Origin of the sequence: Campylobacter sp. BCW_6467 (assembly GCF_001762855.1) — a bacterium.
Lineage (GTDB): Bacteria > Campylobacterota > Campylobacteria > Campylobacterales > Campylobacteraceae > Campylobacter_D > Campylobacter_D jejuni.
The window spans coordinates 1-20,479 of the sequence record NZ_MJXP01000002.1 but is presented as its reverse complement, the minus strand read 5'-3'; the positions used below and the strand labels follow the sequence as shown (position 1 = coordinate 20,479).

At 30.0% G+C, this 20,479-nt stretch carries 20 protein-coding genes; 8 read left to right on the top strand and 12 right to left on the bottom strand.

Annotated features, from left to right (window positions below):
- Nucleotides 1-115: 115 nt before the first annotated feature.
- From kdsB to AJ888_RS00090, 4 genes are read right to left on the bottom strand one after another with little or no spacing between them, the layout of a single operon-like run.
- On the bottom strand, nt 116-835 hold the full coding sequence (kdsB, locus tag AJ888_RS00105; protein WP_002861453.1) for a 3-deoxy-manno-octulosonate cytidylyltransferase: 720 nt from the start codon (nt 833-835) through the stop codon (nt 116-118).
- Nucleotides 832-2,244 (bottom strand): threonine synthase, encoded by a 1,413-nt coding sequence (thrC, locus tag AJ888_RS00100; RefSeq protein WP_044780329.1) that lies wholly within the window; start codon nt 2,242-2,244, stop codon nt 832-834. Before thrC ends, kdsB begins: the two co-directional genes overlap by 4 nt.
- Nucleotides 2,244-3,167, bottom strand: a complete 924-nt coding sequence (locus AJ888_RS00095; protein WP_002861451.1) for a tetraacyldisaccharide 4'-kinase — start codon at nt 3,165-3,167, stop codon at nt 2,244-2,246. Before AJ888_RS00095 ends, thrC begins: the two co-directional genes overlap by 1 nt.
- A gap of 3 nt (nt 3,168-3,170) precedes the next feature.
- Nucleotides 3,171-3,911 carry an NAD+ synthase gene (locus AJ888_RS00090; RefSeq protein WP_044794494.1) on the bottom strand — a complete coding sequence of 247 codons (741 nt, stop codon included), beginning with the start codon at nt 3,909-3,911 and terminating at the stop codon, nt 3,171-3,173.
- A gap of 74 nt (nt 3,912-3,985) precedes the next feature.
- Between AJ888_RS00090 and AJ888_RS00085 the strand changes: the two genes are divergently transcribed.
- On the top strand, nt 3,986-4,582 hold the full coding sequence (locus tag AJ888_RS00085; RefSeq protein ID WP_002861449.1) for an MBL fold metallo-hydrolase: 597 nt from the start codon (nt 3,986-3,988) through the stop codon (nt 4,580-4,582).
- A gap of 11 nt (nt 4,583-4,593) precedes the next feature.
- A complete protein-coding gene (locus AJ888_RS00080; protein WP_002861448.1) occupies nt 4,594-4,899 on the top strand; it encodes a hypothetical protein in 306 nt (101 codons plus the stop codon).
- Between the two features lie 40 nt (nt 4,900-4,939).
- Here AJ888_RS00080 and AJ888_RS00075 read toward each other — a convergent pair whose 3' ends face one another.
- Genes AJ888_RS00075 through murJ form a run of 7 tightly spaced genes read right to left on the bottom strand, consistent with a single transcriptional unit; the run spans nt 4,940 to nt 13,519 of the window.
- A complete protein-coding gene (locus AJ888_RS00075; protein ID WP_002852476.1) occupies nt 4,940-5,719 on the bottom strand; it encodes an enoyl-ACP reductase in 780 nt (259 codons plus the stop codon).
- Nucleotides 5,719-6,615, bottom strand: a complete 897-nt coding sequence (dapA, locus tag AJ888_RS00070) for a 4-hydroxy-tetrahydrodipicolinate synthase (protein ID WP_002861447.1) — start codon at nt 6,613-6,615, stop codon at nt 5,719-5,721. Before dapA ends, AJ888_RS00075 begins: the two co-directional genes overlap by 1 nt.
- A complete protein-coding gene (locus tag AJ888_RS00065; protein ID WP_002861446.1) occupies nt 6,608-7,858 on the bottom strand; it encodes a M16 family metallopeptidase in 1,251 nt (416 codons plus the stop codon). Before AJ888_RS00065 ends, dapA begins: the two co-directional genes overlap by 8 nt.
- Entirely contained in the window at nt 7,855-8,913 is a 1,059-nt protein-coding gene (locus AJ888_RS00060; RefSeq protein ID WP_070296078.1) for a quinone-dependent dihydroorotate dehydrogenase, read from the bottom strand. Before AJ888_RS00060 ends, AJ888_RS00065 begins: the two co-directional genes overlap by 4 nt.
- 31 nt (nt 8,914-8,944) lie before the next feature.
- Nucleotides 8,945-10,687, bottom strand: a complete 1,743-nt coding sequence (locus AJ888_RS00055) for an ABC transporter ATP-binding protein (protein ID WP_070296077.1) — start codon at nt 10,685-10,687, stop codon at nt 8,945-8,947.
- Complete coding sequence (gene cysS / locus AJ888_RS00050) at nt 10,680-12,068, bottom strand: cysteine--tRNA ligase (RefSeq protein WP_002861443.1); 1,389 nt, start codon at nt 12,066-12,068, stop codon at nt 10,680-10,682. The genes AJ888_RS00055 and cysS overlap by 8 nt, the downstream gene beginning before the upstream one ends.
- Nucleotides 12,068-13,519 (bottom strand): murein biosynthesis integral membrane protein MurJ, encoded by a 1,452-nt coding sequence (gene murJ, locus AJ888_RS00045; RefSeq protein ID WP_002861442.1) that lies wholly within the window; start codon nt 13,517-13,519, stop codon nt 12,068-12,070. The genes cysS and murJ overlap by 1 nt, the downstream gene beginning before the upstream one ends.
- 102 nt (nt 13,520-13,621) lie before the next feature.
- Between murJ and AJ888_RS00040 the strand changes: the two genes are divergently transcribed.
- From AJ888_RS00040 to AJ888_RS00015, 6 genes are read left to right on the top strand one after another with little or no spacing between them, the layout of a single operon-like run.
- Nucleotides 13,622-15,481, top strand: coding sequence for a flagellar assembly protein A (locus AJ888_RS00040; RefSeq protein ID WP_002861441.1), 1,860 nt, complete (start codon nt 13,622-13,624; stop codon nt 15,479-15,481).
- Nucleotides 15,457-16,008, top strand: a complete 552-nt coding sequence (gene ruvA, locus AJ888_RS00035) for a Holliday junction branch migration protein RuvA (protein ID WP_002861440.1) — start codon at nt 15,457-15,459, stop codon at nt 16,006-16,008. Before AJ888_RS00040 ends, ruvA begins: the two co-directional genes overlap by 25 nt.
- Nucleotides 16,009-16,017: 9 nt before the next feature.
- Nucleotides 16,018-17,058, top strand: coding sequence for a D-alanine--D-alanine ligase (locus tag AJ888_RS00030; protein ID WP_002861439.1), 1,041 nt, complete (start codon nt 16,018-16,020; stop codon nt 17,056-17,058).
- Nucleotides 17,059-17,117: 59 nt separating this feature from the next.
- The gene (locus AJ888_RS00025) at nt 17,118-17,333 is read left to right on the top strand and encodes a type II toxin-antitoxin system Phd/YefM family antitoxin (RefSeq protein WP_002852622.1); all 216 of its coding nucleotides are present in this window, start codon (nt 17,118-17,120) and stop codon (nt 17,331-17,333) included.
- Between the two features lies 1 nt (nt 17,334).
- Nucleotides 17,335-18,054, top strand: coding sequence for an alpha/beta fold hydrolase (locus tag AJ888_RS00020; protein WP_002861438.1), 720 nt, complete (start codon nt 17,335-17,337; stop codon nt 18,052-18,054).
- Nucleotides 18,055-19,482, top strand: coding sequence for a Mur ligase family protein (locus AJ888_RS00015; protein ID WP_002861436.1), 1,428 nt, complete (start codon nt 18,055-18,057; stop codon nt 19,480-19,482).
- 57 nt (nt 19,483-19,539) lie between these two features.
- Here AJ888_RS00015 and AJ888_RS00010 read toward each other — a convergent pair.
- On the bottom strand, nt 19,540-20,479 hold a 940-nt coding region (locus AJ888_RS00010; protein WP_070296076.1), incomplete at its 5' end, for a Cj0814 family flagellar-dependent secreted protein.

Below are 20,479 nucleotides of genomic sequence, written 5' to 3'. Positions count from 1 at the left end.
GAGTTATCATTGATGCTAAAGATACTCATATTAATTCCTTGATTTAGATTTTTCTGCCTTCAATCTAAATATATTAAAATAATATAAGCAAAATCTGTTCCGTTTTAGGGTGGAGTTATTTTTCTAAATAAATTTTTAAAGCCCTTTCATAGTCTTCTTTAGTATCAATCCCCATGCTTGTTGTTGAAATTTCAAGCATTTTGATTTTTTTACCATTTTCTATAGCTCTTAATTGCTCTAACTTTTCCGCTCTTTCAAGTGCAGAACTCGATAAAGAACAAAACTCTCTTAAAGCTTTGACACTATAAGCGTAAATGCCTAAATGCCCTTTAAAACTTTCCTCGTAATTTTCTCTTTCATAAGGAATTTTAGCTCTTGAAAAATACAAAGCATACCCTTCTTTATCGCAAAGCACTTTAACCAGATTAGGATCCATAGCTTCTTCTTGAGTGATTTTTTTATAACAACTCGCCATAAAAGCTTTTTTATCCAAGCAAGAACTTGCAAATTCTTTAAATTTTAATAAATTTTCACATTCTATAAAAGGCTCATCAGCTTGGACATTGATAATAATCTCATCATCTTTTAAAGCTAGTTTCTTACAAGCTTCATTAATCCTATCCGTACCACTTTCATGATCTTTGCTTGTTAAAACCGCATTTAAACCATATTCTTTAGCGATACTTAAAACCTTTTCATCGTCTAAAGCTATACAAACTTCATCTACATTACTTACCCTTCTTGCAGTAGCCACAAACATAGGCACTCCACCTATATCACATAAAATTTTCTCATGAAAACGACTTGATTTTAATCTTGCAGGGATAATAATCATTTTTGCATCCAATCTAAAATTTCTTTTTTTATATTTCTGGCTTCAAATACCTTCTCATCGCTATTTTTCAAATCAAATAAAGCCAAAATTTCATCTTTAACTTGGACATTAAACTCTTTAGCTATAAATTTTAAATCTTCTTTTTCATTCTTAGAATCCCTATCATATAAAGCTTTTATCATACTTGGAGTAAATTTTGTCCATTCTGCTGTAGAAGTGATAATGCTAGGTTTTAAAGGATCAAGCATTTTAAAACAAGTTGCGGTATGCGGATCGATTAAAATCTTGCTTTGTTTGATAAATTGCATACATTCTTCATCGGTGCAAAAATCCGCCTCAAAATCTTCTTGCAAACTTTGTAATTCTTCTTTTTCAAGTTTAAAATATCTCTCATTTTTTAACAAATTCATCAGTTCTTTAGTTCTTTTATCTTTAAATTTCGCAAACAAAAGTCTTTCGATATTAGATGAAATAAGTATATCCATAGCTGGAGAAATAGTCTTCTTAAGACTTTTTTCACGCAAATCATAAATGCCCTGATTAAAAAATTCGCTCAAAATATTATTCGCATTTGAAGCAATTTTGATTTTTGAAATTTTAGCTCCCATTTTTTTAGCATAAAAAGCTCCTAAAGCATTGCCAAAATTTCCACTTGGAACGATAATTTGCACTTCTTCTAAAAACTCATTAAAAAGTTTTAAACTCGCATAATAATGATAAATAATCTGAAATAAAATACGTCCAAAATTTACAGAATTTGCTGCACAAAGCTCATAATTTAAAGCTTTAATTTCATTTTGAAAATCTTTTGAAAAAAGCAATTCTTTTAAAGTGCGTTGCGCTGCGTCAAAATCCTCATCTATAGCAAAAACTTTCAAATTATCCTTATCTAAAGCTCGCATTTGCAACTCTTGAACTCCACTTGTGCCACCTTTTGGATACATACAAGCTACTTTAACATTTTTTGCATTTTCAAAACTTTTTAGGGTTGCAGGCCCTGTATCGCCACTTGTAGCACAGATAATTAAAATATTTTTATCCTTTGAAAATTCGCTTAAAAGCACACCAAAAGGCTGTAAAGCCATATCTTTAAAAGCTCTTGTAGGCCCATGCCAAAGCTCGTTAATATAGGTTTTTTCAGAGATTTTTTGCAAAGAAATAGGTGTATTTTTATCATCAAAGCTTTCGTAACTTTTCAAAGCCTTTTTGAAAAGCTCTTCTTCACCAAAACCAAAACTTTCTATAAGCTTTAAAGCAAAATCTTTATAAGACAAATTGGCATATTTTTCTCCTTCAAAAATAGGCAAATTTAAAGGTGAGTAAAGCCCTCCTTCTGGGGCGTTTGGGTTAATCAAAGCTTCCTTAAAACTTGATACATTATTTACATTTCTGCTCTCGACCAATTTCACTATTCAAACTCCTTGATATAAGTTTTTATTTTTTCTCTTAATGAATCTTTTAATTCTATATTTAATTCTATAATTTGACATTTAAAACCAAAATCTTTAACTTTAACAAAATCCTTAAAAGTAAGCATTAGTGTATCGCAATTATGTTTTTTTAGCAAATTTTCTAATTCTTCTTTTTTAAATTCATAATGATCTTTAAAAAAATAACAAGCCCTTGCTTTGATAAAATGCTCATGCAATCTAAAAGGTTTAGCAATAGCAGTTACCAAAACAGCCTTTGGATTTTCTTTTACAAAAGAATAACGCACAAAATCCCTGCCTTCTAATGCAATAAAATCAGCCCTTTTTTCATAAAATTTTGGCAAACGATAAGCTCCACTTGGCAAAGTAAAATTAAAATAAGGTTTGATTTTACTTTCAAGTAAAATATCAAATTTTTTAATATGAAATTTAGAAAAAGCATCATCAAGTACAACGATTTTAGCTCCCAACTCAAAAGCTTTTTCAATACCTTTTACCCTATCTTCACTTACAATCACACCTTTGATATTTTCTTCAAAAGCATACTCCATAGCTTCATCGCCACTTTGTGCTAAGGTGCATAAAATTTCATTTTGATTTTTAACAACAAACAAACCTTTAGATTTTCTTTTATAGCCCCTAAGCACTATAAAAACACCATCAAATTCCCTTGCTATAGCTTTACAAAGCGGGGTTTTTCCATTACCTCCAAAACTTAAATTACCGACACTAATAACAGGTTTTTTAAAAACTATTTTTTTACGAAAAAAAGTATTTAAAATCGCAAAAAAAGCATAAAACACACTTAAAGGAAAAAGTATAAAAGCAAGGCATTTTTGCCAAAAATTAGGCTTAAAAAAATAATTATCAAGCCAAAGTTCATAATTTTTTTCTTCACTCATTGTTTAAATTTCCAAAATTTCAGGCATTTTTCCCTTAAAAGCATTTTTTTGCATGCGATTTTTTAGCATAGCAATCAAAGAAGGATCAAGCGTTCTTAAAAGTTTTTCATCATTAGTTTCTAAGGCTTTTAAACCTTCATCGATTTTTGCATAAGAAAAACCTAAATCCGCCTCATCACTTTGATTTTCCCAAAGATCCGCACTTGGAGCTTTTTTGATGAAATTTTCATGCAAATTAAGGTATTTTGCTAAGGCATAAATTTCACTTTTATAAAGCGATCCTATAGGGTTAAAAGCACAAGCTAAATCCCCATAAATCGTACCATAACCTAAAAGCAATTCACTTTTATTAGAAGTACCTACGACTAAAGAATTTTTCAAGGCAGAATAATCATAAAGCAAACTCATTCTAATACGCGCTGCAAAATTTCCCAAAGATACTAGAGTGGTATTTTCACTTTGTTTTATAAAAGCATCTAAAATGCTTTGAATTTCTATGATTTTGTATTCAAGATTTAAATCCACGCAAAGCCTTAAAGCATCTTCGAGATTGGCTTTATTTGAAATTTGAGTTGGCATTAAAAGAGCAAAAACATTCTCTTTTAAAGCTCTTTTGCAAAGTGTTGCTACTAAAGCAGAATCAATCCCGCCACTAAGCCCCAAAACCACACCTTGACTTTGAGAATTTTTCACTTTTTCTTGTATAAAATCACACATTTTTTCTGTTATCTTTTGCCAATCCATAAAGCTTGCCTTTTAAAAAATTTAATGTATAATTATATTTATTTAAGGCAAATTTTTTATTAAAGAGGTAAAAAATGCAAATTATCAAACAAGCTTGTGGAGTTTATGAAACTAATTGCTATATTTTATTTACCCCAAAGGGTGAATTTATCATTGATCCAGGAACTGATGCGCTTTTATTTATCAAACAACATGTTAAAAATCCTTTAGCGATCTTAAATACTCACGGGCATTATGATCATATTTGGGATAATGCCAAGGTTAAAAAAGAATACAATATCCCTATTTATATTCATAAAAATGATGCTTTTATGCTGCATGATAATTTCAATCAAGGCTATGATTCTAGCGATGCGGATTTTTTAGTAGATAATGAAGATATTTTAAATATTTGCGGAATTGATTTTAAATTTCACTTTTTACCAGGACATACACCAGGTTGCACTATGATAGAAATTGTAGGTAAAAATATCATGTTTAGTGGAGATTTTTTATTTTATAGAAGCATAGGAAGATGGGATTTTCCTTATTCGGATGCAAATTTAATGAAACAAAGCTTAGAAAAAGTTATGACTTACAAAGAAGATTTTAAACTTTTGCCAGGACATGGACAAGAGACTACTTTAAAGGAAGAGCAAGTCCATTTACCCTCTTGGCTTAGATACTTTTAAGGTATATTAAAATGGAATTAGATCAAATTTTATTATATGCTTTTATTTTTTTAAATCTTTTTGCCCTTTTTGGTTTATTTTTGGGAAATAAAAAGAAAAATCAATTTAACGATAAAAAATTTTATAAAATCTGCCCATGTAAAAAAATGGCAGAAAATGGATCTTTAAGTACGATTTGTATTTATTCAGCTGTGGGAGGATTTTTTTACAGCGTATTATCTATAGGTTTTGTAGGTTTTGGCAATTGGATTTTAAATTTTATTTTTTTACTTGCATTATTAAGTGTTTTTTTAGGATGGAAATTAAAACTTGATTGAAAAATATTTTTAAGAAAAATCCATTGATTTTTCTTAATTTTTATTTAAAAGTTGTACCACCATCAACGATGAAAGTATGTCCTGTTACCCAACTTGCCTTACTTGAACAAAGAAAAAGACATGCTCCAGCCAAATCTTCAGGCTGTCCCATGCGATTTAAAGGGCTTAAATTTATAGTAGCCTGTTTTACTTCTTCATAATTTGTAAAAGCTCTTAAAGCATCAGTTTCAATAGGCCCACCACTTACGACATTTACACGGATATTTTTTTCTCCAAGTTCAGTAGCCGCATATCTTGCCATAGCTTCTACAGCGGCTTTTGCTGTACCATGGCCTGAATAATTTTCTATATACACTAAATTTCCCGTAGATGAGATAGAAATAATGCTTCCACCCCCTACTTTTTCCATCCTTTTAGCTGCTTCTTGAGCTCCTACCACAAAAGCATTTACTGTGGCGGTAAAAATGTTATTAATTCCCTTTGGTTTTAACTTCATAAATTTAGTATAACCACCTACAACCGCACGTCCTGAAATGATAGCATTTGAGATGAAATAATCCACTCTATCAAAATCCACATCAATTTTTTCAAAAAGTTCTTTATAGGTTTCAGGTTCTAAGATATTAAATTCATAAGCTCTAGCTTTGATTTTATAATTTTTCTCCAAATCTTGCACCATTTCATCAGCAATTTGCGCATTAGAATTATAAGTAAAAGCTATATTTGCACCCACTTTAGCAAATTCATAAACTATAGCTTTGCCTATCCCGCGAGTTCCACCGCTGATTACTAAAGTTTTTCCTTGAAATTCTGTATTCATTAAAATCCTTTGATCTTATATTTTTTCATCACTTCTTCAATTTTAGCAAAATTTTCCTTACTTGGAGGACAAAGAGGAAGTCTAAACTCCAAACTTTCTATCAATCCAGCTATATACATAGCCGTTTTAATAGGAATAGGATTACTTTCGCAAAATAAAATTTTATTGATATTATAAAGCTCATCATTGATTTTTTTAGCTTCTTTATAATTTTCATCTAAAGCAAAATGAGTTAAAGCACTAATCATATCGGGCAATAAATTTGAAGTTACTGAAATCACTCCCTTTCCACCATTTGAAAGTATAGGATAATTGATCGCATCTTCCCCTGAAATAAGCATCATTCTAGGTTCATGTGCAAGTAAATCCACGCACTTATCGATATTTCCACTCGCTTCTTTTACTCCATAAATATTTTCACAATCTCTAAAAAGCTTGATAATAGTATCCGTTGAAATTTCACAACCTGTTCTTCCTGGAACATTATATAAAAGCACAGGAATATCTACACTTTGTGCAATAGCCTTATAATGCTCATAAAGTCCTTGTTGCGTAGGTTTATTATAATACGGCGCCACACTTAAAATCCCATCAGCACCATGCTCTTTAGCAAATTTAGCTAAATCCACTGCCTCATGAGTTGCATTACTTCCCGCACCTGCTAAAACCTTAACTTTAGTTCCTTTGCAAGTCTCAACGGCTATTTCTATGCAAGTTCTATGTTCTTCATGGGTTAAAGTTGCACTTTCTCCTGTTGTTCCTACTGGAACTACTGCATCGATGCCATTTTCTATTTGTCTTTTAATCAATCTTGCATAACTTTGCTCATCAACTTTTCCATTTTCAAACGGTGTAATAAGAGCCGTCATCGCCCCAATGATAATATTTTTATCCATTTGAATCCTTTCTTAGAATTACCGTAGTTGAATTTTCTTGAATAAAATATTTTTTAGCACAAGAAATCAAATCTTTTAATTCCAAATTTTGTATATCTTTCTCATAATTTAACAAAGGATTGATATCTCCTCTTGCTAGATATGAACCATAAATATTTGCCACTGCACTAGCATTGTTAAGTGAGAAAATAAAATCGCTTTTGACATTATTTTTCACTCTTTGCAAATCTTTTTGAGAAATTTTACCCATTTTAAGTTTATCAATGATTTTTAAAAGCTCTTTTTCTACTTTTTCTGCATTAACATTAGGATTACAATTACAAATAAAAATAAATAAATTTTCATCTATACAATCATTAGCATAAGCATAATAATCATTGATTAAATTTAATTTATCAATCAAAATTTCACTCATTAAAGAACTTTTTCCACTTCCTAAAAGCTCGGACAAAGCATTTAAAGCAGGTATATCTTTGTGCTTGAAATTTGGAATTTTATAAGCAAGGGCTAATAGTTCAGTATCTGAGTTTTTATGCAAATATATTCTTTTTGCTCCATCTTGCTTAGGCTCTTTTGTGTGAATTTTAGGTATAGTCTTAGTATTTTTAATCTTTTCAAAATGTTTTTTTGAAAGCTCAAAAACTTCTTTACTTTCCATATCGCCACTTACAAGTAAAATCGCATTTTTAGGTTGATAGTAAATACTGTGAAATTCTTTAATATCTTCAATGCTCCAATTTTCTATATCCTTAAAAAAACCTATAGGAGTCCAATGATAAGGATGATACATAAATGCGTGATTAAAAAGTCTAAAATAAAGATATCCCAAAGGATTATTATCTGTTCTCCATCTACGCTCTTCTAAAACCACTGCTCTTTCAGGCTGAAATTCTTCATCTTTTAAATTTAAATTCGCCATAAGTTCTGCAAAAAGTTCCAAAGCTTTATCTAAATTTTTCTTCGCACATTTAATATAATAATGAGTATAGTCAAAACCTGTGCTTGCATTATCCACACCACCAAAACCCTTAACAATCTCATCAAATTCGCCAGCTTTTAAATTTTTAGTACTTTTAAAATTTAAATGTTCTAGCATATGAGCTATGCCGCTTTTTCCCATAATCTCATTTCTTGAACCCACTTTATAAAAAATATCAACGCTAATCACATCGCTATTTTTATTTACAGGCAAAGCATAAACTTCAAGCTTGTTTTTTAATTGAATTTTTTCATAAGCAATCATTTTAAATTTACCCCAACAGCTTCGCTAATGTGTAAAAAACCATCTTTTCTTAAAAGCTCTATAAGATTTTGATTGATATTTTTTACCAAAGAAGGGCCTTTAAAAATCAAAGCTGTATAAACTTGCACCAAATTAGCCCCATTTTTAATACGCTCATAAGCAATATCAGCACTATCAATCCCTCCACTTGCAATAAGCAAGGTTTTACCAAAAAGAATTTTAGCTACTTCTTTGAAAAAAATACCACTTTTTTCCGTAATCAGCCTTCCGCTAATACCACCAAAAGTACGATTATTATCTAGCAAGCTATAATCAACACTAGTATTGGCTAATATAAACCCATCTGCACCTTTTTTAATGGCATTTTCACATAAATTTAAAGCATCATCTATTTTCATATCAGGAGCAATTTTTATCAAAATAGGCTTAGAAGTGATTTTTTTGGCTTCTTCAAGCAAGGTATTTAAAAAATCATCATTTTGCAACTCTCTTAAATTTTTAGTATTAGGAGATGAGATATTAACGATAAAATAATCACACAAATCCTTCAAATCTCTAAACAAAGTAAAATAATCCTCCAAGGCTTTGTCATTTGGAGTGATTTTATTTTTCCCTATATTTACCCCTAAAGGCAAAACAAAAGGATAAGTTTTTACAAGCCTTAAAGCAATCTTTTCAGCACCTTCGTTGTTAAAACCCATAGCATTTTGTATGCTTTCTTGTTTTACAAGTCTAAATAGGCGTGGCTTTTCATTGCCTTCTTGAGGTTTTGGAGTAAAAGTTCCCACTTCCAAAAAGCCAAATCCCAAAGCACTCAAAGGTCTTATCATAGTGGCATTTTTATCAAAGCCCCCTGCCAAACCCACAGGATTATTAAAATCAAGTCCGAGTAAATTTTGCCTTAAACTCTCATCATCAACTATATATTTATGCGCTAAAAAACTTAAAGCTCCTGGAAAACTAGCGCTTAAAGCCCTTAAGCTATATTCAACCAAAGCATGTGCATGCTCAGGGTTTAACTTAAAAAGTAAAGGTTTTATCATTTTATAAGCCATTTTTTAATCCTTTTTGAAATTCTAACTAAAATTAACTAAAGTTAGGCTTTGTTTTTTCTTTGCTTTTAAATTTTTGATATAAAGAACAAGTTTGTAAAAGCTCTTCATCTTTACCTATTGCCAATACCTTGCCCTTATCCAATACTACTATTTTATCTGCATTTTCTATAGTGCTTAAACGATGCGCAACCACTAAAATCAATCTATCTTGTTTTAAATTTTCTATAGTTTTAACTATTGCTTTTTCGCTTTCATTATCCAAAGCTGAAGTTGCTTCATCAAAAATAAGCACATCAGGATTTTTATATAAAGCCCTAGCAATTGCTATTCTTTGTTTTTGCCCTCCACTTAAGTTCTTACCATGTTCTTTCACTTCAGCCCAAATCCCGCCCATTTCTTTAACAAATTCATAAGCATTGGCCAATTTTAAAGCTTGGATGACTTTTTCTTCTTCTAACTCTTCACTATAAGCAATATTTGCAGCAAAGCTATCATTAAAAAGATAAATATTTTGCGTTACAAGTCCTATTTTAGCATGTAAGCTTTCTATGGTAAAAGTGCTAATATCTTCTTGATTGAGTAAAATTTTACCTTTTTGCTTTTCATAAAAATACATCAAAAGATTAATAATAGAAGATTTACCACCCCCACTTGTCCCTACAAGAGCAAGCATTTGCCCTTTAACAAAATCAAAATTTATGCCTTTTAAAACACTTTTATGCGGGTTTTCATAAGCAAATTCAACATTTTCAAAGCTAATTTTTTTAATGTTTTTTAATTCTTTGCTTCCACCTTTAATTTGAGGTTCTAAATCCAATAAATAAAAAGTTCTTTCACTTGCCGCAACAGCACCTTGAAGTTTTCCATATAAAGACGAAAGACGCTTTAAAGGAGTATATATGGCAAAAAGTGCTGAAACAAAACTGATAAAACTTCCCACACTCATAGAACCATTGATAACCTCTCTACCCCCTACAATAATCACCGCAGCAACCCCAACAGAACCCATCATATCCATTAAAGGACTTGTAAGTGCATCAATACGTGCGGACTTTAGGTTTAATTTACATAAAGTATCATTATGCTTGGCAAATTTATCACTTTCTTTTTTTTCATTATCATTAGCTTTGATCAATTCAATATTTGAAAAAATTTCACCCAAATAAGAAAGTAAATCCGAATTTGTCTCTTGTATATTTCTTGCATATTTTTTAAGTTTTTTAGCAAACCACACCAAAGGGAAAATAGCTAAAGGCAAAATCACTAAAGCAAAAAAAGCCAAAGTAGGACTTTGATACAAGACTACCGCAAGCAGTCCTATAGCAGTTAAAAGCTCTCTAAAAAAATCAGGAATAATGTTTGATACTATGCTTTGAAGCCCATTAATATCATTAGTACAACGACTTACAAGCTCTCCGCTTCTATAGCGTTTAAAAAAATCCATATCCAAGCGTAAAACATTTTTTAAAACCCTAGCACGCAATACTCTTAACATATCTGTTCCTATAAAGGAAACATAAAAACTTTGCAAATAAGTTCCAAGATTTTTAAAAAAATACATCAATACTAGCAAAAAAGGCACTGTATAAAGTAAAGCTTCATTTTTTTCAACGAAAATATAATTTAAAATAGGCTCTAAAGCATAAAAACTTCCAGCAGTTCCTCCGCTTGCTAAAATCATACCAAAAATAGCTATAGCAAATTGCTTCCAATATCTTTTATAAAAGGGCTTAAAGCGTATTAAAACCTCTTTTAAATTCATCTCATTATGCATTTATTTTCTCCCAAATTGTTCCATTTGGAGTATCTAAAAGAGTGATTTTTTTACTATTTAATTGCTCTCTTATTGCATCAGCTGTGTTAAAATCTTTGTTTTTCTTAGCCTCAGTTCTTTCTAAAATTAACTTTTCAATTTCTTCTCGTTCTTCTTTGCTTACACCCCATTGAAAATATAAAGTTGTATCCATAAAACCAAAGCCAAAAATTTTAGCTAGCTCGCTTAAAGCTTCTTTAATATTTTGTTTTAAAATTTTATTTTTGTTTTCTTTATCCAACTCTAAATTTGCACTACTGATAAAATCATCCAAAAGAGCTAAGGCTTTAGAAATATTTAAATCATCATTTAAAATCTCTAAAATTTGCTTAGCAATTTCGCTTTTTATTTCAATATCATTTAAAACATCAAAATCAGAAATTTCACCTAAATCTAATCTTTTTTTAAGGCGATAAAATTTATCTAAACGTTTTTTAGCATTTTCCAAATCCGATAAAGAATAATTAAAATGAGATCTATAATGAGAACTCGAAAGATAAAATCTTAAAGCCTCGCCCATAAATTCTTTTAAAGCATCTTTTATGAAAAAACTATTATTTAAACTTTTACTCATTTTTTCGCCATCGATTTTTACAAAACCATTATGAAGCCAAATATTTGCTAATTTTCTCTTACATCCACAACGACATTGCGCAGCTTCATTTTCATGATGAGGAAAAAGCAAATCTATCCCTCCAGCATGTATATCAAGAGTATTTTCAAAAATAGAATCAATCATAGCAACACATTCAGTATGCCAACCTGGACGCCCTTTGCCAAATTCACTTTCGTAAAAATTTTCATCAAATTTCCAAAGCACAAAATCGCTTTCATTTCTTTTTTGCACTTCATTACTTAGACGAGAGATATTTTCTTCTAAATTGCGATTTGATAGGCTTAAATATTTTTCATCTTTACTTGTATCAAAATAAATTCCATCTTCTAGAGTATAAACAAACCCATCCTTAGCAAGCTTTTTAATCAAATCAAGCATAGCTGTTATATAATGCGTTGCACGAGGTTTAAAATCAGGATCTAATACATTTAAAACCCTCATATCCTCTTCATAACTTTTGATATAAAATTCCGTAATTTCCTCTAAAGTTTGACCACTTTGAGCCATTTTTTTCAAAATCTTATCATCAATATCTGTATAATTTCTAGCAAATTTTACCCTATTGCCTTGAGCAAGTAAAACCCTACGCAAAAGATCAAAACAAACACTACTTCTTGCATGTCCTAAATGTGCATCATCATAAACCGTAGGTCCGCATAAATAAATACTAATATCTTTTTTATCAAGTTTTATTTTCTCTTTTGTTACACTATCTAATAATCTCATTAAAAAACTCCTTTAAAACTTGTAAAAATTCCTATAAAAAAACTTAAAATATAAGGTTTAATCAAAATAAGTAAGATCGTAAAAACAATCAAAGCAACTATAACCAATAAGCAAATTTTAATAGATATTAAAGCAAAAAATTTCTTAAAACCAAATTCTTTGATATTAGCTCCAAGCAAATAAAAAGCACTAATAGAGCTTGAAAGTGCTACTGCAATAACCTTTAAACTTTCATCTTTAATCAAAAATATAAAAGCCATAGAACATAAAGCACTGATAATTAAAGATTTTACCGCGATCCAAGCTGCTGTTTTTTGTTTAAATTTTGCATAAAGCCACAAAGAAAAAAGCTTTTGCAAACCAAAAGGTAAAAGCCCTATAAGATAAGCAATCAAAACATAAGCCGTAATCACACTATCTTCGTGAGTGAAATTTCCTCTTTCAAATAAAAGTTTTGAAATTTCCAAAGCAAACACAGAACCTACAATACTAGAAGCAATAAGCAAAATGCTTAAAAGCGCTAATGCTCTTTGCATAAATTTTAAGGCTAAATTTTCTTGACCACTTTTTAAATGTTTTAAAATTTTTGGAAAAGAAACTTGAGTTAGAGCGATAGCAAAAAGTGCAAGGGGGAGTTGGAAGACACGATTTGCATAATAAAGATAAGAAATACTCCCGCTCATTAAAAAACTAGCTATAGTTGTATCAAGCAATGAGCTAAATTGAGTCGCAGAAGAACCTAAAACTCCATGAAAAAAATTGCCATAAAAACCTTGTAATTTCGCCTTGGCTTTTTTAAATTTTATACTTAAAGCCATAGCACGGATTACAGGATTGTTTTTTAAAACAAGCAAATGTAAAATAAGCTGTGCCACCCCACTTAAAACCGTTGCATAAGAAAAATAATAAAGTGTATTTTGCGGTGCATTTTTATCCACAAAAAAGGCAGCTATAACAATACTTAAGTTAAATAATGCTGCAGAAAAAGAGGTAATGAAAAATTTTTGTCTATAATTTAAAATAACTCCTAAAAAAGTAACTAAAAAAATAAAAAACAAATACCAAAAATTAATCGCTACCAAAGGAGCTGCTAAAGCTATAGTATCTGCGTTAAATCCAAAAGCAAAAAGCTTGGTAAAAAAAGAAGAGAAAAAACTTACCAAAAGACAAAATAAAAAAACTATAAGGCTAAATTGCATCATTACACTAACGCAAAAAGCTCCCTTTTTTTTCGCTTTTACAAAATTAGGCAAAAAGCTTTGTCCAAAAGCCCCTTCTGCAAAAATTCTTCTAAAAAAAGCAGGCATTTTTAAAGCCACAAAAAAAATATCACTATAAAGCCCTGCTCCTAAAAAAAGCGCTATTAAAACATCTCTAGCAAGCCCTAAAATTCTTGAAAATAAAATTCCTAAAGCATTGATAATAAAATTTTTAAATACTAAACTCTTCATTAAATTTTTCATAGATTTCAAAATATAAAGAGAACTATTTTAACTAAAATTGATTAAAAATTGACTATAATTACATTCTTAATTTTTTACAAGGGGAAAGTTTTGGCTTTGGATGAAAAAATTATTGCCTATACAGAAAATCCAGCTCGAGAGCTTTTAAGTGTAGCTTCACGAACAAACCTTAACTTAAATGAGCTTGATTTTAATTTATTGGCATTTTCTACACAATATCGTTTTGGAGATTTAGAATGGGAAAAAATCTCTGAAAAAGAATTAACTCTTTTTGATAAAGATGAAATTTTTTTAAAAAATGATCTTCAAATCAAGCAAGAATACAAAATAGAAATTTTCCATGGTATAAACCAAAGCAAAGCATCTCAAGCAGTCAAACTAGTTGCGAATAAAAATTTAACCAAAATAGTTGCTCAAATTGATTTTGCAAATTTAGACTTTCATGAAAAACTAGCACTAGAACTTTTGCAAAATATTTATAAAAAGATGTTGAAACTTAAATTTTTGATAGGTATCCGTATTTTTGATTTTAAGAAAAATTTAATGTCTTTTTGCAACCAACATAAAAATACCCCTTTAAATAAAACTATACAAATCACCGTTGCACAAGGTATTGATCCTATAGAAAGTCAAGACGAATCTCTGATCTTAACTTATAAAGAAAAAACCAAAAACTATACTATCGATGAAAAACGCTCAGGTATTATTGCTGTTGATGAAAATGAAGTTGTTTTAAAACACACCAAATTTAAACAAGGTAAAGAAGGAAAAGACTTAAATTTACACACCTTAAAAGTTTTAGCCGCAAATGAAAATAAAGTTAAATTTTCTTGTTCTTCGGCTTTTAAACAAGTAGAGCAAGATGGATACACAGAATATATAGCCTTAAAAAAAGGTTATGTAGTACAAGATGGTGAAAATTTTGATATCGCCAATGAACTAGATTTTAATGGGGTAGATTTTAAAAATATAGGGATTATAAGAGCTGGACTAGACAAAAATGTCAAAATCAATATAAAATTTCTTTCAGAAGTAAAAGATGCTGTAAATTCTGGCGTTGGGATAGAATGTGAAGAATTAAATATAGTCGGAAGCATAGGAAGCAACACTCAACTTAATGCCACTAAAATGAAAATTGAAGGCACTACACACTCTAAAGCCAAAATTCAAGCCAAACAAGCCTATATAAAAACTCATAGAGGATTTGCAGAAGCCGAAATTTTAAATATAGATTTGCTCGAAGGGGGAACAATCAAAGCCAAAGAAGTGAGAATTAAAAAAAGTTTAGGTGGAAATATACAAGCTGATAAAATCTATATAGAAAATTTAGAAAGTAATAATTCTTGTGTGTTTTTTGAAAACACTACAATAGAACGCATCAACGGGGATAACAATAAATTTCATGCCAAAATTAAAACTCTTGATAAAAATTATGATGAAGAATTTGCGATTTTAGGAGAGCAAATTTCTAAGTTAAATCATAAAATAAATAAAATAAGACAATACATTTTATCAAGCAAAAATGGAATTTTAAGCGTTGAAAAAAAGATAGCAGAACTTAAAAATCAAGGTCAAAATGTTCCTGTACAATACGAAAAAGCTCTAAAAGATTTCTCTTTACAAAATCTTGAATTAAATAAACTACAAAATGAAGAAAAAGAACTTCTTGAACGCAAAAAATCTTTACAATTAGAATTAATCAATTTACAAAAAATGCTTTTTGAAGCAACTTTTATAAATAAAAGTGGCAAATGGACTGATATGAATGAGATCAAATTTTCACTTCTAGAGCCTAAAGAAGATATTTTTTACTCTTCATTTGTTAATGAAAGTGCTAAATTTATAGGTATTAAAAAAGTCATACAAAACAACCAAGAGAGTATAGAAATACATAAAAAATTAGATTATGAAGAAAAGGATATAGCATGGTTGTCGGCATCGAAGGAATAATCACAAAAAAAGAACCTACTTTTATCATTGTTAAATGTGCTAGTGGTTTAAGCTATGGGATATTTATTTCGCTTTTTTGTTCTGCTAAAATTCAAACTCAAGAAAAGCATGAGTTTTTTATTACTCAAATCATCAAAGAAGATTCTAATAAATTTTATGGCTTTTTGGATAAAGATGAGCAAAAAATGTTTGAAATGCTTTTAAAAGTCAATGGAGTGGGTGCAAATACTGCTATGGCGGTATGCTCTAGTCTTGATGTAAATTCTTTTTACAAAGCGTTAAGTTTGGGCGATGAAAGCGTGCTTAAAAAAGTACCTGGCATAGGTCCAAAAAGTGCAAAACGCATTATAGTAGAACTTTCTGACACAAAAACCAAACTTGAAAATGTAAGCGATGATAAAAGCGAAGCCTTAACCGCACTTCTTACTCTAGGCTTTAAACAAGAAAAAATCATAAGTGTTTTAGCAAGCGCTCAAGCAACAGGCACAAGCGAACTCATCAAAGAAGCTCTTAAAAAACTAGGATAAAGGAATAAAATGAAATTTGCAATACTTTTTGGCGGAAATTCTTATGAACATGAGATCAGTATAGTAAGTGCTGTAGTGCTTAAAAAAGTTATCAATCAAAATTTAGAATTTATTTTTTGCGATGAAGAAAGAAGATTTTATCATATCCCAAGTGAAAAAATGAATTCTAAAACTTTTAGCACCAAAGCTTATAAAAAAGAAAAAGAGCTCTTCGTTAAACAAGGAGGTTTTTTTAGCAAAGGTTTTTTAAAAGAAAATAAACTAGAGTGCGAATGCATGATCAATCTTATCCATGGTAGAGATGGAGAAGATGGAAAAATTGCGGCTTTATTTGAGTTTTATTCTATTAAATTTATAGGACCTAGGCTTGAAGCTAGTGTATTATCTTTTAACAAAGAACTTACCAAACTTTATGCCAAAAGCGTTGGAGTAAAAACACTTGATTATACCATGCTAAGAAAAAATCAAAACTCTAAAGAAAAGCTTAGTTTTCCTTGCATTATCAAACCTGCAAGACTTGGAAGTAGTATAGGTATTAGCATAGTAAAAGATGAAAAAGATTTAGAATACGCCAAAGATGTAGGTTTTGAATTTGATAATGATCTTGTAGTAGAAGAATTTAAAAACAATATCAAAGAATACAATCTTGCAGGATGCATGATCAATGATGAGTTTGTTTTTTCTATCATAGAAGAGCCAAAGAAAAAAGAATTTTTAGACTTTGAACAAAAATATCTTAGTTTTTCAGGACACAATGAGCTTATAGAAGCAGATTTAAGCGAAGAATTAAAAGAAAAACTCAAAGATAGCTTTAAAAAGATTTACAATCCTTTGTTTAAAGGTGCTTTAATACGCTGCGATTTTTTTATACTGGATAATGAAGTATATTTAAATGAAATCAACCCAAATCCTGGTTCTTTGGCTAATTATCTTTTTAAAGATTTTAATACCACTTTAAACGCTTTAGCTGATCAAATTTCACTTGAAAAAATGATAAAAATCAACTACAACTTCCTTCACTCCATCAACGGACAAAAAGGAAAATTATAAGCTTTTAAGTCAAAATACGCTAAATTATACATAAAATTTAGCGTATTTTAGGAAGAAAAATGCTCTCTTTTAAACAAGATGAAATTTACACTGCCACCGAGGTGGTAAGAAATTTTAGCCCCATTATGGAAAAACTCAAAAAAAGCGAAAGTGGAAAAATAGTTATTTTAAAAAATAACAAATTTGAAGCTGTAATGCTTAGTATGAAAGAATTTGAACGCTTACAAAATGCCATGCAACTTTTAGAAAATATCTACAAAAATCAAAAGGCTTAAAATGGCTCAAACTCAACTTTCTTATAAAAACAAAACTTATCAAATTTCTTATGAAATTTTAGGCGATCTTTCCTTACCGCAAATACTTATCTTACACGGCTGGGGAGCCAATAAAGAACTTATGAAGCAAAGTTTTTGTCCTTTTTTAAAAGATTTTTGTCAAATTTATATGGATTTAGCAGGTTTTGGAAATTCAAGTGTGGAAGAAATTTTAAACACTCAAGATTATGCCAATATCACAGAACTTTTTTTAAAACAAAAAAAACTCAATGTCTGTTTTTTCATGGGGCATTCTTTTGGTGGAAAAGTAAGCACCCTACTCGCAAAAGAAAAAGACACCCTAATCTTACTTTCAAGTGCGGGAATTTTGGCTAAAAAATCCCTAAAAGTGCGTTTTAAAATCCGTATTTTTAAAATTTTAAAACTCTTTGGTTTGGGGAAATTTTATCGCTATTTTGCTAGTAAAGATGGAGCAAATCTTAGTCCTATGATGTATGAAACCTTTAAAAAGGTTGTTGATGAGGATTTTAGTGAAATTTTTACCAAGCAAAAGGCTAAAAGTTTGATTTTTTGGGGAAAAAGCGATGAAGCTACGCCTTTATATTGTGGCGAGAAAATGCATCAATTTTTAAAAAATAGCACTTTTTATCCTTTAGAGGGGGATCATTTTTTCTTTTTAAAACATTCTGCTTTCATAGCTCAAAAAATTAAGGAAATTTAAATGCTTATCAATACTCTTTATTTTATCAATTCTTTATTTTTTAATTTTTGTATAGCTTTTTATCTTATGAGTGCTTTACAATGGTATTCTTATAAATTTAAGCGCGTGTTTTTTCATTATCATAAACCTTTGTGGCATTTGTATTTTTTATTTATTCCTTATTTTTTATTCTTAGCTTTTCCTTTATACTCTTTAGCATATTTTGCATTGATCCATACTCCGATTTTGTACTTTTGGAACAAAGGTATAGATAAAAAGCTTGTTTTTACAAGCAAGGTCAAATGGTTTTTTGTTTTTGTTTTTGTTTATAATGTTATTTTTGCTATCCTTGCTTTGCGTTTTTCTTTTCTTTTTAATCTTTTTAGTCTTCCTTTTGCTTTATTTAGTCTTAAAATTTATGAGTTTTTTACAAATTTATATTATAAAAAACAAGCCAAAGCCAAACTAAGAGCCAATGAAAATTTAAAAATCATACTCATTACCGCAAGTTTTGGAAAAACAAGTATTAAAAATTTTCTATACGAACTTTTAAAAGATGACTTTAAAAGCTACAAAACACCACGCTCTGTCAATACCTTGCTAGGTATAGTTGCTGATATCAATACCAATTTAAGTCAAGATACTCAAATTTACATAGCTGAAGCAGGTGCTAGACTTAAAGGCGATATTGATGAAATCACTCGTTTTTTACAACCTCACATCAGCATAGTAGGAGAGATAGGCAATGCACATTTAGAGTATTTTAAAAGTGTTGAAAATATCCGCTCAACCAAACTTGAAGCCTTAAATTCCAAAAGACTAGAAAAGGCTTTTTTACACTCTAGCACCAAAAAAGAAGAAGATAAACTCATCAGCCTTTATGATGATAAATTAAATCTTATTCATTCAAGTCTTGAAGGTTTAGAATTTAAAGTCGATATAGAAAATAAATCCTATGATTTTAAAAGTCAAATTTTAGGGGATTTTAACGCGCAAAATCTTTGTGTTTGTATACTTTGTGCTCATTATCTTGGCGTAAAGCTAGAAAAAATTCAAAAGCAAGTTTTAAATATAAACTCCGTAGAACATCGCTTGCAAGTGCTTTCAAGAGAGCCTAAATTTATCATAGATGATGGTTTTAATGGAAATTTTAAAGGTATGAGCACAAGCTATGAACTTTGTAAAAGCTATAAAGGACGCAAAGTTTTAGTAAGTCCTGGTATAGTAGAAGTAAGCGAAGAAGAAAATATAAAACTTGCTAAAATCATCAATGAGTGTTTTGATCTTGCTATCATTAGCGCACAAATCAATGCTGAAATTTTCAAAAAAGAGTTAAAAATAAAAACCATTATACTTAAAGAAAAAAGCCAGCTAGTTCAAACTCTAGCTAAAGAAACAAAAAACGGAGATTTAATACTCTTTTCAAATGATGCGCCTAGTTTTATGTGATTCGCATAAGTATTTGAAAATGCCATCATTTTTAATTTGACTTCGTGCAAATACTTCCTAAACCCTAGTTTGTTCTAAAAGATTATTGAGTCTATCCGCTATAGAATCAGCAAAAGAATTTATACTTTCACTGCTTGCTTTCCAACCATTAGCAAGAGCTTGTTTAATCTCAGAGTCTAAAGCCCAATTGCCTAAAGCTTGCTTAGGAGACATACCCTTTTCATACATATAAAGCTCTCCAGCTATACGACCTCTATCAAGTTCATATTTTAATAAACTTGCAAAATCAACCTTACCTGTCATGATATCAATCAAATCAACGCTAGTGGTTGAAAAACTCTCCTTAGCCATAGCTGTATTGTAAGCTTCTACTTTTGGATTAAGTGTAGTTTTTGGACTCTCAACGGGTTGTCCACCTTGAGATTTTAAAAAACTCATAAATAAATCTTCTTTAGTATAAGTTCCATCTTCATTTTTTGGATAAAATGACATATCAGGTTTAAAATCACATTCATATTTAGCTTGAGAAACATTTTTTATTTCTTCTAAGGATAAACCTAAGGTTTCAGGTTTTAAACCATTAATCATATTTCCAGAATCAGCCCAAAGATCATCAGCTTTCTCTGCTTGTTCTGATGTTTGATAGACATTTGAAACTAAAGCTCCAGAAAAGTCTTTTAAATGAGTAATATTCATTCTATTATTTGGATCATTAAAATTCATACATTTATCTCCACCTACAGCATATCCACTAGGCATAGAATTTATATCTGCTTCACTAAAACTTGTTTTATCACTTGGAAAGCTTTGGCTTAAAGCATTAGAAAAAAGATTATAATATTGTTTAATGGTTTCAGCCATATCTATATTAGAATAATATTTATCTACACCTAGATATTCTCTTATATCAGAAACATTATATTCAGCCACTCTTTCTATCTCATCTAAAGTAGATTTATGTATCTTAAAATCTTCAGGCAATCCTGCAGCTTTGTTA

Coding starts and splice junctions, on each gene's coding strand:
- kdsB (WP_002861453.1), bottom strand. CDS start 835: ATGATTATTATCCCTGCAAGATTAAAATCAAGTCGTTTTCATGAGAAA.
- AJ888_RS00095 (WP_002861451.1), bottom strand. CDS start 3,167: ATGAGTGAAGAAAAAAATTATGAACTTTGGCTTGATAATTATTTTTTT.
- AJ888_RS00090 (WP_044794494.1), bottom strand. CDS start 3,911: ATGGATTGGCAAAAGATAACAGAAAAAATGTGTGATTTTATACAAGAA.
- AJ888_RS00085 (WP_002861449.1), top strand. CDS start 3,986: ATGCAAATTATCAAACAAGCTTGTGGAGTTTATGAAACTAATTGCTAT.
- AJ888_RS00080 (WP_002861448.1), top strand. CDS start 4,594: ATGGAATTAGATCAAATTTTATTATATGCTTTTATTTTTTTAAATCTT.
- AJ888_RS00075 (WP_002852476.1), bottom strand. CDS start 5,719: ATGAATACAGAATTTCAAGGAAAAACTTTAGTAATCAGCGGTGGAACT.
- dapA (WP_002861447.1), bottom strand. CDS start 6,615: ATGGATAAAAATATTATCATTGGGGCGATGACGGCTCTTATTACACCG.
- AJ888_RS00065 (WP_002861446.1), bottom strand. CDS start 7,858: ATGATTGCTTATGAAAAAATTCAATTAAAAAACAAGCTTGAAGTTTAT.
- AJ888_RS00060 (WP_070296078.1), bottom strand. CDS start 8,913: ATGGCTTATAAAATGATAAAACCTTTACTTTTTAAGTTAAACCCTGAG.
- AJ888_RS00055 (WP_070296077.1), bottom strand. CDS start 10,687: ATGCATAATGAGATGAATTTAAAAGAGGTTTTAATACGCTTTAAGCCC.
- cysS (WP_002861443.1), bottom strand. CDS start 12,068: ATGAGATTATTAGATAGTGTAACAAAAGAGAAAATAAAACTTGATAAA.
- murJ (WP_002861442.1), bottom strand. CDS start 13,519: ATGAAGAGTTTAGTATTTAAAAATTTTATTATCAATGCTTTAGGAATT.
- ruvA (WP_002861440.1), top strand. CDS start 15,457: ATGGTTGTCGGCATCGAAGGAATAATCACAAAAAAAGAACCTACTTTT.
- AJ888_RS00030 (WP_002861439.1), top strand. CDS start 16,018: ATGAAATTTGCAATACTTTTTGGCGGAAATTCTTATGAACATGAGATC.
- AJ888_RS00025 (WP_002852622.1), top strand. CDS start 17,118: ATGCTCTCTTTTAAACAAGATGAAATTTACACTGCCACCGAGGTGGTA.
- AJ888_RS00020 (WP_002861438.1), top strand. CDS start 17,335: ATGGCTCAAACTCAACTTTCTTATAAAAACAAAACTTATCAAATTTCT.
- AJ888_RS00015 (WP_002861436.1), top strand. CDS start 18,055: ATGCTTATCAATACTCTTTATTTTATCAATTCTTTATTTTTTAATTTT.